The sequence below is a fragment of the Gimesia algae genome (genome assembly GCF_007746795.1).
GTDB classification, from domain to species: domain Bacteria; phylum Planctomycetota; class Planctomycetia; order Planctomycetales; family Planctomycetaceae; genus Gimesia; species Gimesia algae.
Genome location: NZ_CP036343.1, coordinates 6,825,029 through 6,840,663 on the forward strand (window position 1 = coordinate 6,825,029; position 15,635 = coordinate 6,840,663).

The window sequence follows — 15,635 nt, forward strand, 5'->3', positions numbered from 1 at the left end:
GCCGATTTGTCGAATGAACAAATCCATCAGATGACGCGCGAGGAATTGGTACGAGTGATTCTGGCTGCCAAACTAGATTTTTTGGATCTGGGTGGTCAGCATCGAGTGTCCTGTTTCGATCGCGTCACATTGGAACGACTGGCATATTTAGCTCGTTTTTGTTGTCAGAATCAGATGTCGCGTACATTCAAATCACGGAAAGAAAGCCATGCTTGTTCTAACACGAAAAAAAAATGAACAGATCCAGATTGCTGATGATATTGTATTGACGGTAGCCAGGATACGGGGAGGAAAAGTGAAATTGGGAATAGAATGTCCTCGCAAAATACCGATTCGTCGAAATGAGGTTCCAATAGAAACTTTAGATGAACTTGAGACTTTGCTGGCACTGCAGTTCGGCAAGCAGGAACAGATAACTCTTTAGGTAGTATCTTGCAGATGGATTGATTCTGGTTTTATGCCAGAGGTAAGCAGTGTGCAGAATCTTAGATTTATCGGGAGTTTCCTGAGGTTAGCAGTAGGGTAATCCTGCATTGGCTTTTAGCGGATTTTCTGATTTATACTCAGTCAAGGTTTGTTACGAAGTATCTGAATTTAATGGGAACGCTCTATCAAACTTAAAAGAGACTCGGTATGGCTAAGTCGATTAGGAGAGAATGCATAAACGAAGAGTCATTGTTGTTGATTCAACAGCTTGTTGTATCTTCAAGGTTTACACTAGTTTGAAGGAGGAGAATTACAATGACCACTACACCAGCCGTAAGAGGGACAGCCACAAGACCAGAGCAATCATTAGCAAGGTCTGGTCCGTTTGGGGGGCGGGCGCCATTTTGGGTGCTTCGTAATGAGATGGATAATTTAATGAGTCGTTTTTCCGGTGATGGGAGTCTAACTCAAGCTTTTGATGCGTTGCTCGATATGTCGGAAACCGATGATGAAATCGAAGTTCGGATGGATGTTCCTGGTATTCAACCTGAAGAGATTGAAGTCGAAGTCACTGGAAATACTCTGTTGATCACAGGAGAACGGAAAGAAGAGAAAGAAGAAAAGAGTAAAACCTATCATCGGATAGAACGAACGAGCGGTAGTTTTTCTCGATCCATGACACTTCCTTGTGAAGTGGATAGCGATCAAGTTTTGGCTGAATGTGACAAGGGGGTTTTGACGGTTCTCTTACCCAAGTCTAATTTGAGTAAGCCACACAAAATTACTGTGAAACCCAAATTCTAAAGAATATCTGGAAGTCGCTGTATTAAAGGTGGTGTACCATAGAGGTTCGTCTGTGGTACACCCTTTTATCTCTGTTATTGGATGAAAAATAAAAGACTAAGGAGAGCATGGTGGAACTGCAAAAAGAAACGAGAATCGTTTTGGCTCCCAATCCGGATAATCAACTCGTCGCACGGATCAGGCGGGTTCTACGATTATCGGGGTATGCTGCCTTGTCTCAAATTCGAGTTGCAGTAGAACAAAGAGACGTGCGCCTCGAAGGGCAGGTTCCTACCTATTTCTTAAAGCAGGTTGCCCAGACTCAGGTTCTGTCATTAGAAGAAGTCCAGTTCGTGAGTAATAATTTGGTTGTTGAAGACGGTTACAATAACCATTTTTAATTTTGGCTACACTTTTTTAGGTGTGCTACGAAAAAATGTTTCTTAAATTGTCAGACTTTAGGCCTAAAGGTTGAGTAAGTCGGATGCTGGAACGCACCAGATTTCGTCTTCACCCGTAACATTGGGTGTGTGCCAGCATACTTTGAATGATCTGAAGCGAAAAAAGTACATGCAGTAACCAGAGCCATAAATCGATTATTCAACGAAAGAGAGAAACCCTTGTTGTTTATCTGGTGCATTCGATTCGGAGGGACCATGTTCGATTGGAAGCTGGGCAGCGTTCCAATCGACTTTGCCTGGCTCATAATCGTAGACACTTTGGTAACCCAGTTTCAAAAGACACTGCATTGCCTGCTCTGAATTTTTACATTCAAAATTCAAGCTGTAGACAATGATGGTTTGATTCTTGTCGAGGATTTCTTTCAGAATTTGTTCTTCAAACTGATCACCTTGACATGCCCCCTTTAACCGAATCCAGAGTTTGATATACAATTCAGGTTTTTGACCTTGCCCCCAACCTTGTACCAGTTGGAATGTTAGAGATCCAAGGTAATCATGCCCGGCGCGCCGGGCATGATTTTGTCGCAAACTCCACTGGGGTCTGATTTCCCAATGAGCTATGTGGGCGGTTTTCGTTGTAGTCCAGCCGCCACTGGTCAACTTGTTCTTGAGCATCTGCCAGACTTAAAAACCAATGCTGGTTTAAACATTCCTGGCGAACTCGCCCGTTGAACGATTCAATATATGCATTATCCGTCGGTTTTCCAAGCCGACTGAAATCTAGAGTCACGTTGTTGAAGTAAGCCCACCAGTCCAGACTCTTTGAAATGAACTCGGGGCCGTTATCTACACGGATCGACTGGGGACAGCCTCGATCCTCTTTGACGCGATCCAGAACTGCTACCACATCATCGCCAGTCAGCCGCGTACCGACCTGAATGGCCAGACTCTCACGACTAAAGTTATCGACTAACGTCAGCAGCCGGAATCGCTTCCCGTCAAACAGCTGATCGGCCATGAAGTCCATGCTCCAACTCTCATTGGTGCGGCTGGCTTTCGGTCGCGATACTCGAACCTGACAACTCCGATTCCGTCGTGGACGTTTTCGGCGCATTTGCAAGCCTTCTTCGACATAAAGTCGGTAAACCAGCTTGTGGTTCACTTTCCATCCTTTACGAAGAAGGAGTATATGTAACCGCCGATAACCGTAATGCACACGAGTACTGGCCAGATCACGTAACCGGATTCGTAATTCGGTCCGCTCGTCTCGAACGCTTTTGTAACGGTGGCTGGCACGTGGAAACCGTAAAGCACGACAAGCTCGGCGTTCACTGATTTCATAAGCGTGCTGCAGCCGTTTCACCACTGTTCGACGACGATCAGACTGACATGCCCCCAAGTATGACACCAGTTACATGACTTAGTGTTCGATTGTATCAATGACTGTTCTGTTTGTCTGCTGGAGCGGAGCGGAAGCAGGCAAACAGAACAGTTTTGCCTCCGGTACCGGGGCCCGGTATCCCAGAGAACTGTGTGGTCGAATTGTGTTGTATTCTTTCCGCCAACGTTCTATCAAAACCTTCGCTTCCAATAACGTATCGAAGACTTCTCCATTCAGCAATTCATCTCTTAGCTTTCCATTGAATGATTCAATGTATCCATTCTCCCAGGGACTGCCTGGCTCGATAAACTGCGTCTTCACTTCGATTCTCTGTAACCAGTTGCGAACTTTTTTGGCTGTGAATTCAGGACCATTATCACTTCGAATATGATCAGGAACACCGCGACGTACAAACAGGTCACTTAAACGCTCCAATATGTTTTCACTGTTGAGCCTCCTTTCAACATCAATGGTCAGGCACTCTCTGGTAAATTCATCTAGCATGGTCAACATTCGGAAGGCCCGTCCATCGTGTGTGCGACAATGCACAAAGTCATAAGTCCAGACATGGTCTTTATGCAAGGGGCGAAGCCGGATACACGAGCCATCATTGAACCACAAACGAGTAGAACGGCTTTGGAGACAGGAAGGACTGAAAGTGCCTCTGTAATGAAATCATTAATATTAAGCAATGGACTTAAGATCCATTAGGGGTTTCATATGGAGAGCTCAGAAAGCGAGGTGCCTAAGCCAAGTTGAATAAAATTCATTGGAAAACGCTGAAGAAAATTCTGAAGCACATCAAACCACGCAGGAATCGTTACGCAAAGTCACGGAAAATGTATTTCTGACTGTGACTACTAACACACACTAAATCACTACAGACCTTCCCTTAGCTGTTACATGAAGGGACTACAAATTCTTTAGCCAAAATTCCATTTTCCGATATTTTAGAATTAAATTGTCACCGCCAGCATGTCTTAACCGATATATAGGACAAGGCTTGCCTATCCCACAAACTCATGAGGTAAGTAACACGCGAAACATTGTAACTAAGCTGAAGGCACTATCGTTGCTTTACTTCAAAGAATAAATAGTTAAGGGTTTTGAGGAAAACTGAGTAATGAACGCTAGATATAATTGGCAATACAAACGTCAACCAGCAACTACTATCCGAGATCTTTCAATTCGATTCCCAGTCGTGCTGTGTCTTTTGGCTTTTCTTCTGGCGGATGGTTGGGCTCAAATGCCGTCAGAGGAACAAAGCGAAACTGGAATTCATTCTCAACTCCAGACCCTACAGATGCAGATTGACGAATTGAAGGCTCAACAGGCGATGACGAATCAGTACATCAGTGAGCCGAGCATGTCTGAAGATGATGAATACGACTCAGATTTACCTTCCCTTCTTAACGATGACCTTTCGAACGGTAAAAAATATCCTATGACTCGTCTGACTGGTTTTTTTCAAGCAGACTCAGTCTGGTTTCATCAGGATTCCGGCAACATCCAGGCAGTCGGCGATGTACAAGATGGTGCCGACTTTCGGCGTGCACGTCTAGCAGCAACAGGAGATGCCTGGGAGAACGTCGGATACATGCTTGAGATGGATTTTGCATTCCCAGGACGACCTAGCTTCATGGATGTATGGTTGGAGGTGCGCGAGGCAATAGGAAATAATACCGTGAGAATCGGGCAATATCGACAACCCTTTGGAATGGACGCACTGACCAGTGTGAAGGAACTCACGTTTCTTGAACGGGCTTTACCGTTTGCCTTTACACCGTTCCGACAGGTTGGCGCTATGACCTTTGGGCACTCTGAGAATGAACAAATGACCTGGGCGTTCTCTGGGTTTCGTTTTCCGACAGATACCTATGGAGGAAATGTTGGTGACAGTGGGGGCTATGGTCTGGCCACGCGTCTGACGAAATTGTTAATCGATAATGGTGATGGGGACGGGCTCTTCCACATTGGAGGAGGATTTAGTTTCGGCAATCCGGCCAATAACCTACTCCGATACCGGAATCAACCAGAAATATTTGTATCGGAGACTGGGGGAGCAGCACTTGTCCCAATAGGTGTTCCCACAAATGTGCCTCCCTTTGTGGACACAGGATTGATTCCGACCCAAAAATTTAATCTGTTTAGTGGGGAATTGGCCTTCGCCGTTGGTTCTTTTTATACCCAATCAGAAATAATCTATTCTGTCGTTCAACAACGAAATGGGCAAAACAACTCATTTTCCGGGGCATATGCGCAAGCCGGCTATTTTTTGACGGGAGAATCACGAGCCTATAACCGCAAGGCAGGCGTTTTTGGCCGTGTTGTTCCTTTGGATCCCTACAATAGAAATGGCGGATGTGGAGCATGGGAAATTGCTGGCCGTTGGTCGTATATTGACCTGAACAACAAGAGCATTCAGGGGGGGGCAACTGACGGACCTTACTCTCGGATTAAATTGGTATCTCAACCAGTTTACCAAATTTCAATTCAATTACATCCATGCATTCCTCCAAAGCAGTCCAGCTAGAAATGGACCTATTGTCAACGACAGCAATGCAGATATTTTTGCGATTCGAGCACAAGTTGATTTCTAATAGCTTTACTTTCAACAATATATTCAGCAAGAATTAACAATACACTCCTGTTTGATAATATTACGTGTTCTGACCAACATGTAGTTTGTTTGGTAAGAGGTTATTTAACTATTTCCGACGAGGACATTGCACAATGTACACAACCGTTTTGTCTATCATGCCTCAGTGCGAACTTTTTCGAGGATGCTCCACTCAAAACTATCAGTTGATTGCAGACCTATTACAATTTAGCACCTTCACACCCGAGACTACAATTCTTCAGGCCGGTCATTCAGAACGTGCCTTGTGGGTTGTATTGTCAGGGCAATGCAGGGTTGTTGGCATCACACAGGATGGAGTAGAAATCGAATTGGCTCAACTCAGTCCTTCAAGTATCTTTGGTGAATTGTCATTCTTCGTGCCTGCAGCACATCGAGTATCCGTACTTACCAAAACAGACGTGAAAGTTGCTCAACTTCTGCGTGAAGATTTTGATACTCTCGCTTCGAACAATGTGGAGCTCGCACACCAGCTAACTTGTAATGCTGCCTCAATTCTCGCCAGGCGTTTACATCGTATGGACGAATTAATCTGCCGTACAGTGGTCGAAGCAAGAATCGCCCACCAAAGTGAGTGGCAGGAGTTTTGTCAGCTGATGCACATCACCCCCGAATGCACGTGATAATCTCAGGTCGATATGTAGATTTCAAGAGCCAGTTGAGTTCATATTGTGATGTAATACCCATGTATAAACATAGGATAGAAGAATACGAGTGCGAAGATTTTTAGTCTCAAAAAATATTCGCACTTCGATTAAATCTTTCTGTAATGAAAGAAAAGTGCCCGCCGTTATCCACCCGCTCTAATGGATACGGGAAGGGCGTAACTGAAACACTCACAAATCCCGCTGTACGACGGACACTTTTCCCACGATTTAGCAAACATTGTGCAATTTTAATCGAAGGTATTAGTAACGTTTCCCCACTAAATCTCTTGAGTCCCATTATTAAGTAATCACCTTGGCCGTATCTCGCTCACGGCCCGATTCCAAATATGTGGTAATGGTTTGTATTTCAAATACGTAGCTGCTGTTAGTAATCCACAATCAAATCGACAATAACTTTAGTCTGTTCGTTGCTTGATATTTTTCGATTTTTTCTGTGATGGTTGAATTAAAATTAATCTATATCATTAATGAATGAGCGGACTCGTCGGGTACAAAAAGACTGTCACCGGTTAAGTTCAACGGCCAATTGATCTTTGACAACAAAACCTGGTGAAAAAACTGACGTGAGTCGGAGCAGGTATGCCGTGAAGGATTGTTGGTTGTGACCTTTTAGGAGCGAACGCGCGTACGCTGAGCATGAAGAAATGGCTTGCTTCTCGATTTGATCTACGCGGCAATCCGCTCGTAGGACTTGATCAGCCCACCGAGATGTTCCTCGCAGCGGATCTCATTGAGCTTGATCGTCTCAAATTCCGGGGGCGGCTCGACAGAGCAGGTCATCCAGACCACATTTATCCCGCTTCCATTCTCGGTAGCGGCCGTGTGACAGACCAATCACACGCAGCACTGTTTTCAGTGGGAAATGTTCTCGCGAATATTCGATGGCCTGCAACACTCGAAGTTTTTTGGGCTTCTTGCGGAAGCCGAATTTGTGACAACGTGAAGCGAGTCACTTTCATGATGGTGGTGATCAGACGCAGCAAAGCGATAAGTCGGGCATTGCGACGTCGTAGCGAGATCGCCTTACGTTACAGTTTTTCCAGACTCATATCTAAGACGTCTATGGTGATCACGTCAGACATGGTTTTCGTCAGCCAACCTCGGGCTGTAGATCGAGGGACACCACGTTGAATTGCGACATCGATATTGCCGGTAGATCGAACAAGTTCTTTTAGCCGATGATCATAGCTGCGTTGCTTACGTGTGCTTTTGGACATAGCCTGATTCTTGAAAATCAGGACAACTGTGGGAAGGGATCATCAATCTTTTACGACTTGGGAGACGAGAACTCGCGCCTAAATGTTGGGAATGTCATGACAAACAGCACCGCTTGGTGCTGGAATGGCTCAAATCAATACAGAATCACTCGGCCATTTCAATTCGACAGCAGCCCAAGTCGAGATAGTGGTTTGATTCGTTACAGTTCTGGAACAATTCGGAGTGCAGACGATAATAGATATAGCGGCCTTCACGCCGCGGCGACACGATTTTCGAGTTCTTCAGGATCTGTAAATGGTGTGAAACGGTGACAACCTCTGTCTCCAGAAACTCAGCAATATCGGACACAGTGAATTCGCCTGAACGAAGTAGATTTACGATTCGTAATCTTAAAGGCTCCCCCAGAGCCTTCAGTCGTTCTGCACAATAGTCAGCTTGGAACGTATCGGCATCCAAATATTTCATCCTTAAAGTTCCTGATAATATTCTCTGACGAATTTAACATACTTTACATTTTTTATAGCCCAGAGAATTCAGCTTAAAACTCTCCCACGACCTCACCACCATTACGTGTCGTCAAACTATCATACACATCGACAGACATATTTTCTGACAGAAAATGAACTGAGCCATCAGCGAGGAGATGATGCGCACCTCCGACATGAAAACTGGATGGCCCCCAGTTCTGGCCAATCGAACCGGGAAAGACGCCTCCAGGAAAGTAAGGCTGGTGATTGATCGAGACTGAGGCTCCCGCATATGCTGGGGGTGTGAGATCTAACCATCGAGCCGCGACAGCAGCCGCAGATCCATCAATCCAGACTGCCGCTTTTTCCTCTCGTGTTTCAGCCAGCAAGATGGTATTCGTGGTTCCATCCGTAATGTCACGAAACCTTGTTTTCGACCCGGCGTACATCACACCATCGGCGGGAATAGAACCAGATAACCCGATGACAGTCCTCGCCCCCAGAGCAACATAATTCCTGATAGCAAATTGATTGAAGCCAACGGTCGTGACATAAAGTGGATCGTCGCTGAAAGCAAGCCCTGCATAGCTCGGACACTTGTAATATTCAAGTAGCTCAGATGCAGCACCCTGATTGACCGGATCCAGAGCAGAGACATTGAAATTGATTGTATTATAGAGATTTGCTGCTTCCAGATACGGCAGAAGCAAGCTGGCAAAGCTATGCAGGCGGACGTCAGGATCATTAGGGCCGGTACCAGGATAATCCCAGACACCTTTTCCGAGTCCGCTAGTGCTACTGGGAGGAAATACAGTATGAGCACTTTCATAGTTGTGCAGCGCCAACCCGAGTTGTTTCATATTATTTTTGCACTGACTACGCCGGGCGGCTTCCCGCGCTTGCTGAACTGCAGGAAGTAGTAATGCAATCAAAATCGCAATGATGGCAATCACTACAAGGAGCTCAATCAGGGTAAAACCACGTACATGTCTTTTATGTAAAGCCATTTGTTGCATCGAAAATAAATCCATCAGAGAAAAAAAGGGGGCGGGTCCAATACTGTTCGGCACAAGGGTTGCTTTGGCCGTGCAAAACAACAGCGAAAGACTTTGAGTTATTGTAGAAGTTGCGGAGATGAGATGCGAGTGTTTGAAGCTTGCGAAAACCGGCGCAGCGTTAAGGAAAGCAAACGAGACATGCCAGCGGCCCGCGTTCAGTCGATCTGTTTTTTCAGTTTGGAGATGTGTGACAACAGTTCTTCTTCGTCACACATACCGGTGAAGTACCAGCAGATCATTTCATACGTTCGTAGTGTGGGCTTACGCCCGGTCCACAGACTGATCAGCATGCTGGCGATGATTGCGCAGTAGGTTTGAATTTCTATCCCATTCTGTGAATGGCTCAGCAGATGACGACAGCCCAGCATGTGCTTGAAGAAGCGAAAAAAGATTTCAATCGTCCAGCGATACCGGTATAACAGAGCGATGATTTCCGCGGGAACATCCGTGAGATTGGTCACAAGACGTAGCACGCCATCGCAGGAAGGACCAGTTTTCTTTCCGCCGTAACGAGTTCGTTTCTGGTGGGGAGCCATCTCGATTTGAATCAGTCGCAGCGGATGGTTGGGTTTTAATTTCTTCTGAGCCGATCCCAGTTGAATGTTTTCGTCGCTTAATACACGAGCGGCCCTGTCTGCCTCGCTGAGTTCTCGTTGAGAGACCACATCATAAACACTGTTGTTGCGAATTCGGCAGACGTAACTGCTACCCGCATCAACGATGCGGTTAAACAGTTCGAATTTCGCATAACCACGATCCATGACATAAGTGCGATCTGATTCAACAGCGCGCTCCATTACGGCTCGCTCATCGTATTCTCCGCCTCCTGTTGGTGTGACGTCAATCCGCGTGGGAACATGACGGTCTACTTCGAAGTGCGTATGTAGAGTCCATTTCAACGTACCTGTGTCGCCAGACTGGGAATCCCGAAAGGAGGCCATTGCGATTCGAGGTAATGCGGTGATGACTGTACCGTCAACCAATGTCAGCGTGTGTTTAATATCCTGGAGCCGGCTGTCTTTGGCAATCGGAGCCAGCTTTTCGCCTAGCGCTGCGATGATTGGTTTGAGCCGTTCTGAATCGAAGACGGCCACCGATTCAGAGAGCGAGCCCAGGGATGCCCTTGGGCACTTTAGTTTTTTCTGGACCTTCTTTAATTCGCTGGCCTGCTGTAAACCGCGCAGGGAAGTCACGATGGGATTGAACAGATAAAGCAGAATCAACGTGCAATACTGGTCCATGTGCAGACTACGATTACCTGCCCGGTCACGTTCACATCCGACATCATGCAGTGTTTGCAGCAAGCTGTCGAGCTGACGGAAGTATTTCAGCCCGGTGATATCCTGCTCTTCGATTTCAGCGCGTTTCGCACGTGGCATAACGGATGCCTCTAACAGTCAACGCGCCTTCCTGCGTGCAATTTGACCAATTTACAAACCACGAACATCACAAAACCGACAAAATAAACCTGTTCGCGACACAATTAAAAAGATAGCATAAACCGTGCCGAACACTTTTGGGGCGGGTCAGATGTCAGTAGCGGGTTTATATACAACATTCTGACGATTGTCAGAATAATATACGTAAAAGAGACCAGAGTCAAGCATCTGTTTGACAGAAACAATTTGCCTGTTGATATGAACGGATATCTCAGGTTTGCGCAAGTGAGATCCAGCAGAAGCTGGCTAATAATTCGCATTTACAAGACTTTCCAAACGGTGCGCGTGTTTTTTTACAGAGGGAAACGTTCCCAAGAATATTTATATCATGCCGCGTTTCGTCATACCTGACGACTGCCTGAACACCAACAGCGGGTATGTGTATCGGACATGAAATACAGCTCTTTTCTACATGTGATTTCCAAACGGCATTCTTGATCTCAAAACACTTTTCGACATAACCGCTTTCTGAGAGTAAGTAAATACCGGAGAGGTTCTTGAATAGCAAGAAGATACCTAGGGGATTTCCCTATTGAAGATGAGGCTAATATCCGGTTTTCTAAGGAGTACGGGTTCTGTAACGTGATGCATAACAACAAGGTGTAATTCAGAAGCGGTGATGTGAGTGTTACTAACACTGGGGGGAGGTAATTTCTACTTCATTGATTTTGTAATACTTAATGATTTAATCATATTGTGATTCAACAAATTTTGGGAGATTATGAAATGTGTCGACTAGCACTTATACTTCTTTTCGGGCTTTTCGTTGCGATGATCGGTAGTCTCAAAAGTACGATCGCCGGAGAGACAAAAAAAACGGGCTTAGTTCAATACGGCAAGATGCATGAAGTGATCGGCAAGCAAAAACATCAAGGCCGTGTCAAGTTTTCTGACCTGACCGCGAAGCCACATTTTTATGGAGTTGCAGCACTGGAATCTCTCGCTGGTGAAGCGACCGTTTTTGATGGAAAAGTCATTCTCACGAAGGTGAATTCTGATGGTGCTCTCAGTTCGGAAACACTTTCCCAGAAAACGCAAGCCGCATTACTTGTGGGAGCTTATGTCGAGTCTTGGACTGAGCATTCCGTTACTACGACCGTTAAGTCTGACGATTTAGATTCACTGATTGAACAGACAGCGAAGAAAATAGGTCTCAATACTAATGAACCGTTTATGTTCGTCATTCAGGGTGATTTCCAAAATGTCCGTGCTCATGTGATCAACGGGGCTTGTCCGATACGAGCCCGAATGCAAAAAGAGGATCTCCCTGAGAGAAAGCGACCTTACGAAGCGGATCTCATAAAAATCACAGGAAAGCTTGTTGGAGTCTTCGCTAAGGATTCTGTGGGTGATATCACACACCCCGCGACATCAACCCACTTGCACTTACTCTATAAAGATGATCGGAGTGGTGAGATGCGGACTGGCCATGTTGAGCAAGTCACGTTACAACCAGGTGTGACTCTGATGCTGCCGGAGGAAGTAGCGAAATAGAAGGATTGATCGAAGCTCTGTGATGTCGAATCTGTTCGGATGAATGACGTTTGGTGGGCATATTCGCATCCTTTTAATGGTCCAGAATGACTTTTCTGTTTGTCTGCTGGAGCGGAGCAGAAGCAGACAAACAGAAAACTATGCCTCCGGCAGCCGAGGGGACTCATTTGACTTAACAACCGAGTTGCTCAAAATATTTGTGGCACTTTTGTGGCATTTATTTTTGCCTATAAAGGATTAACTGCTGATACTAGTTCTTGACAGGTGGCAGAATAAGTCTATTATTATAGTCTCATACACATAGGTAGCCCGGCAACAATTCAGCGGTCAGAGAATCCCCCTCTCTCCGCATCCAATGAACAATGGCTCGTAACCTCTTGTAAATAAGTGGTTTGCGAGCCATTGTTTTTTTTGTGCTCCCCTTTTGTCCCGTTTTTGGCCTTGCTCAGAAACTTCTGAGTTGGGGTCACTCGCAGTAACAGGGCCAGTAAAAACATCGCTCCCAAACAGCAAGGTTCATAGGGACTTCCCCCTGAGTTTTGGCCTGTGTATGCTGAAAGGCGAAACGACGGTATGGCTTATTCTCCGCCGATACTCCATACGAAGACTCGTCCCTCTTGTGTGCCAGCGATGATCCGGTTGCTTTTGGACGAGACATTGAGATCTCCAATCGAACGCGTCGGAACATTGAATTCCGACAGACGCTTCAGTGAACCGGCCTCATCAATGAATACCCCATTGCTGAAACGGAGCATGACCAGAAACGGGCTACCCGGAATGAAATCTATATGAGACAAACCATTCCGACGCGTTAAATTGCTCAACTGCTTTCCGGTGGAAGCATTCCACCTGCAGACCTGGCTGTCTGCACCGCACGAAGTAATTTCCGTTCCATCTTCGCTGAATACGGCACCATTGACACTGGTTCGATGTCCCTTAAACTCCACAATCAATTTCCCATTGCTGGAGTCCCAGAGCTGGAAACGTCCAGGGAACTTCCAGCCACGCTCATTGATTGTGCTGGTCAACAGCTGCTTACCATCAGGAGAATATTTAACAAAGCGGACAGCGCTGTCATGGGGTATTGTGAGTCGTGTTTTCCGCGTCGCAAAGTCCCAGACCCTGACGGTCTGATCTTCAGATCCCGACGCGACTTGATTTCCATCAGGCGCAAAAGCGAGCGCCCAGATGCGACCTTTATGGCCATATCGTTTGTCGAGTCGCTTCATCTGATCTAAATCCCAGAAGAACACCCCGCTCCCGAAACCAACCGTGACGGCATTCAATCCATTCGGTGAAAGGGCACCCGCTGAAATTACCTCTTCGTTATCAAGTGATTGAATTAACTTTCCGTTGTTGACATCCCAGATGCAGAGCTGTTTGTCATGACCGCCGGTCACAGCTCGCAGTCCCGATTCATCAAGCGCCGCAAACCGGACATAGCCTTCGTGGCCTGATAGCATGCGAGGCGGTTTCGGGGATTGCCAGCATTTTATAACTTCGCCTGGAACGATCGAAACCAGCAATGACGAACTGTCATCGGCAAACTTTAAGTCGCTGACCGGTCCTCCTGTGAAGACCATGGACAATTCACGGAAATTGATAAGATCAAAGGTCTGAACATATCCGGTGACGGTACCGACTGCTAGAACACGCTGATCCGCATTGAATGCAAGCGATGTAATCCCCTCGTCCGGGAAGGTGTCCTGCCACCTTATCATCTCAGCCATTACGGGATGATCCTGTGATTGAAGCTGAGCGGAGCGCAACGACTCTTTCCAGACCAGTTTACCTGTCTGTGTATCCCAGAGCCTGAGTTCTCCCTGTCGATCACCGCTGACCAGCAAGTGACTGTCCGGGCTGAAAGCCAATGCCTGGACTAAACCGTCATGACCATTCAGAGTCGAGCGTTTGGATTGTTGGGCGACATCCCAGATCACAACAATGCCACCCTCGCCAGCTGTGGCAGCCCAGCGTCCATCAGGTGAGTACGCCGCCGCTCTGACCCGGCCTTTATGCGCTTGTCGAGAAACCGGTGGAGAATCGTTCCCCAGATTGACCCAGACTGCAGTCCCGACTGCGTCGCCTGCCAGTAACTGTTTTCCATCTGGTGCCAGTGACAGCGATGTGATTGCAGATCCAGATCTGGATACCGGAATGCTAGCTGTCAAAGTGGATTTCTTCAAATCCCATACCTCAACTTTGCCAGTATATGTTCCACAGTAAATCTGGTCAGGATCAGCCACAACTGTGGTCATATAGTTCTTGTCGTTCATCGCCTTCGATTCAGGGAAGGTAATTTGTTGTTGCACCAGGCCGGTTTCGATGTCCGTTCTGATGATGTTGTCGGGGCCTTTCACTGAGACAAGTGTCTTGTCGTCTGAACTGAATTTCGGTGCAACCAGGGGGCCGTCGATTTCCTGTTTTTCTAACCACCGGGGCGCAAACAATTGATCGCGGGTGATCACCAGTAAATCCCCCGTCTCTGTTGCGGCAACCCAGAACCGTCCCTCCTGATCGGTCGCAAGCGCAGCCACAGGGGTGTCAAGTTTCACTTTTTCTGTTTGTGCAGGTTTCGTTTGATTCCCGAACGTAAGTGTCCCATTCGCTGTCGCATAAGCAAAATTCTGTGACCGCGAAGCGACGGCAACGGTGGTCATTCTTTGCGAGGGCTTCAGTGTTTTACTTTCAGTAAGGGTCGGCTGAAATGGGGGAGGCATCAAATCTTTTCCCGTGGAAGCCGCGATGACATGCAGGCTGAGATCCGGGAACAGACCAAAGAGACTGTCGTCGTCAGCCGCCTGAACCCACGTATTTTCCGGCAGCTTGACTTCATTCTTGAAAACGAGTGCATTGTTTTTGAAATGATACCAGCGGAGTTTGTCGTCCGTTCCCAGCGTCCAAAGTCGATCCGGCGCGACAAATTTGACTTCAGAGGCAAAGCGGTCCTCTCCATCAATGGCCTGGGAAATTAACTTTCCGGTTTCGACATCCCAGATGAAGAGTCGATTGTCGTGACCTAAACTGGCTAATTTTTTCCCATCGGGCGAGAAGTCGAGTCCCCCGATTGACAATCGGTGCCGCTCCCAGCGTCTGGCTGGTCCCTCAGGTATCGGCTGCAGTACCACAGTTCGGTCCCTGGCTCCATAAGCCAGAACCTGACTGTCAGGCGAAAACGCTACGGACGTCACTCCCAATGGTTCGTGGCACTCTTTGACCACCTGTCCAGACTGCAGATCCCAAATTTGCAACAATGATCCCTCGGCATTGATGTGACGACTGACGGCAGTATATCGTCCATCCGGTGACACACTGAGTTTTTCGATACTTGGAGTAGAATAAACAACAGCATCCTGCTTCCCACCAAAGTAGCCGGGACCGATCCTGGGGGAAGTATCAGTCTGATCAACAGCAACCGGTGGGGACGACGGCACTTTGTTTTCTAATGGAGTTGCAGGAGCGTCTACTACCGTCTCGGAAACAGTGGCCGGGGTGCTGGAAACCGCCACCGTTTGAGGCTGTTCCTTACTGGAACTGACAGCCACCTTCGACTCGTGAGCAGGCGTGGCTGTGTTACTGTCTGTGCGGTTACATCCCTGCAGGGTTAACAGACCGAGGATCAGGGACAGAAACACTTTTGGGTTGCTCAAATAGTTCCTCAT

Annotated in this window: 14 protein-coding genes and 2 pseudogenes; 7 read left to right on the forward strand and 9 right to left on the reverse strand. The window is 47.0% G+C overall.

Annotation, left to right across the window (positions count from 1 at the left end; translation table 11 throughout):
* Positions 1-208 precede the first annotated feature (208 nt).
* The 3 genes from Pan161_RS25715 (at position 209) to Pan161_RS25725 (ending at position 1,610) form a co-directional block, all read left to right on the forward strand.
* Positions 209-424 (forward strand): carbon storage regulator, encoded by a 216-nt coding sequence (locus Pan161_RS25715; protein ID WP_145231616.1) that lies wholly within the window; start codon positions 209-211, stop codon positions 422-424.
* A gap of 317 nt (positions 425-741) precedes the next feature.
* Complete coding sequence (locus tag Pan161_RS25720; protein ID WP_145231617.1) at positions 742-1,230, forward strand: Hsp20/alpha crystallin family protein; 489 nt, start codon at positions 742-744, stop codon at positions 1,228-1,230.
* A 107-nt stretch (positions 1,231-1,337) separates the two neighbouring features.
* Positions 1,338-1,610 (forward strand): BON domain-containing protein, encoded by a 273-nt coding sequence (locus Pan161_RS25725; protein ID WP_145231618.1) that lies wholly within the window; start codon positions 1,338-1,340, stop codon positions 1,608-1,610.
* A 195-nt stretch (positions 1,611-1,805) separates the two neighbouring features.
* Here Pan161_RS25725 and Pan161_RS30745 read toward each other — a convergent pair whose 3' ends face one another.
* The 3 genes and pseudogenes from Pan161_RS30745 to Pan161_RS25740 form a co-directional block, all read right to left on the reverse strand.
* On the reverse strand, positions 1,806-2,102 hold the full coding sequence (locus tag Pan161_RS30745; RefSeq protein WP_197995527.1) for a rhodanese-like domain-containing protein: 297 nt from the start codon (positions 2,100-2,102) through the stop codon (positions 1,806-1,808).
* 61 nt (positions 2,103-2,163) lie between these two features.
* The gene (locus Pan161_RS25735) at positions 2,164-3,018 is read right to left on the reverse strand and encodes an IS3 family transposase (protein WP_315851553.1); all 855 of its coding nucleotides are present in this window, start codon (positions 3,016-3,018) and stop codon (positions 2,164-2,166) included.
* Positions 3,019-3,030: 12 nt separating this feature from the next.
* Positions 3,031-3,630: pseudogene (locus Pan161_RS25740) on the reverse strand (integrase core domain-containing protein); the annotation flags it as partial.
* 805 nt (positions 3,631-4,435) lie between these two features.
* Between Pan161_RS25740 and Pan161_RS31485 the strand changes: the two are divergent.
* The 3 genes and pseudogenes from Pan161_RS31485 to Pan161_RS25750 all read left to right on the forward strand — a co-directional run.
* A pseudogene (locus Pan161_RS31485) lies at positions 4,436-5,350 on the forward strand (OprO/OprP family phosphate-selective porin); the annotation flags it as partial.
* 76 nt (positions 5,351-5,426) lie between these two features.
* Positions 5,427-5,591 carry a porin gene (locus tag Pan161_RS31490; RefSeq protein WP_390620759.1) on the forward strand — a complete coding sequence of 55 codons (165 nt, stop codon included), beginning with the start codon at positions 5,427-5,429 and terminating at the stop codon, positions 5,589-5,591.
* 133 nt (positions 5,592-5,724) lie between these two features.
* The gene (locus tag Pan161_RS25750) at positions 5,725-6,252 is read left to right on the forward strand and encodes a Crp/Fnr family transcriptional regulator (protein WP_145231621.1); all 528 of its coding nucleotides are present in this window, start codon (positions 5,725-5,727) and stop codon (positions 6,250-6,252) included.
* Positions 6,253-7,042: 790 nt separating this feature from the next.
* Here Pan161_RS25750 and Pan161_RS30750 read toward each other — a convergent pair.
* The 5 genes from Pan161_RS30750 to Pan161_RS25770 form a co-directional block, all read right to left on the reverse strand.
* Entirely contained in the window at positions 7,043-7,192 is a 150-nt protein-coding gene (locus tag Pan161_RS30750) for a hypothetical protein (RefSeq protein ID WP_197995529.1), read from the reverse strand.
* Positions 7,193-7,325: 133 nt separating this feature from the next.
* Entirely contained in the window at positions 7,326-7,514 is a 189-nt protein-coding gene (locus tag Pan161_RS25755; RefSeq protein ID WP_145231622.1) for a hypothetical protein, read from the reverse strand.
* A 145-nt stretch (positions 7,515-7,659) separates the two neighbouring features.
* Positions 7,660-7,980 carry an ArsR/SmtB family transcription factor gene (locus Pan161_RS25760; RefSeq protein WP_145231623.1) on the reverse strand — a complete coding sequence of 107 codons (321 nt, stop codon included), beginning with the start codon at positions 7,978-7,980 and terminating at the stop codon, positions 7,660-7,662.
* 73 nt (positions 7,981-8,053) lie between these two features.
* Positions 8,054-8,998, reverse strand: a complete 945-nt coding sequence (locus tag Pan161_RS25765) for a DUF1559 domain-containing protein (protein ID WP_145231624.1) — start codon at positions 8,996-8,998, stop codon at positions 8,054-8,056.
* Between the two features lie 197 nt (positions 8,999-9,195).
* Entirely contained in the window at positions 9,196-10,419 is a 1,224-nt protein-coding gene (locus Pan161_RS25770; protein WP_145231625.1) for an IS4 family transposase, read from the reverse strand.
* Between the two features lie 756 nt (positions 10,420-11,175).
* Between Pan161_RS25770 and Pan161_RS25775 the strand changes: the two genes are divergently transcribed.
* Positions 11,176-11,973 carry an acetolactate decarboxylase gene (locus Pan161_RS25775; protein WP_145231626.1) on the forward strand — a complete coding sequence of 266 codons (798 nt, stop codon included), beginning with the start codon at positions 11,176-11,178 and terminating at the stop codon, positions 11,971-11,973.
* A gap of 578 nt (positions 11,974-12,551) precedes the next feature.
* Here Pan161_RS25775 and Pan161_RS25780 read toward each other — a convergent pair.
* On the reverse strand, positions 12,552-15,623 hold the full coding sequence (locus Pan161_RS25780) for a WD40 repeat domain-containing protein (RefSeq protein ID WP_197995530.1): 3,072 nt from the start codon (positions 15,621-15,623) through the stop codon (positions 12,552-12,554).
* Between the last annotated feature and the right edge of the window lie 12 nt (positions 15,624-15,635).

Coding starts and splice junctions, on each gene's coding strand:
- Pan161_RS25760 (WP_145231623.1), bottom strand. CDS start 7,980: ATGAAATATTTGGATGCCGATACGTTCCAAGCTGACTATTGTGCAGAA.
- Pan161_RS25750 (WP_145231621.1), top strand. CDS start 5,725: ATGTACACAACCGTTTTGTCTATCATGCCTCAGTGCGAACTTTTTCGA.
- Pan161_RS25715 (WP_145231616.1), top strand. CDS start 209: ATGCTTGTTCTAACACGAAAAAAAAATGAACAGATCCAGATTGCTGAT.
- Pan161_RS25755 (WP_145231622.1), bottom strand. CDS start 7,514: ATGTCCAAAAGCACACGTAAGCAACGCAGCTATGATCATCGGCTAAAA.
- Pan161_RS25765 (WP_145231624.1), bottom strand. CDS start 8,998: ATGCAACAAATGGCTTTACATAAAAGACATGTACGTGGTTTTACCCTG.
- Pan161_RS25725 (WP_145231618.1), top strand. CDS start 1,338: ATGGTGGAACTGCAAAAAGAAACGAGAATCGTTTTGGCTCCCAATCCG.
- Pan161_RS25770 (WP_145231625.1), bottom strand. CDS start 10,419: ATGCCACGTGCGAAACGCGCTGAAATCGAAGAGCAGGATATCACCGGG.
- Pan161_RS25720 (WP_145231617.1), top strand. CDS start 742: ATGACCACTACACCAGCCGTAAGAGGGACAGCCACAAGACCAGAGCAA.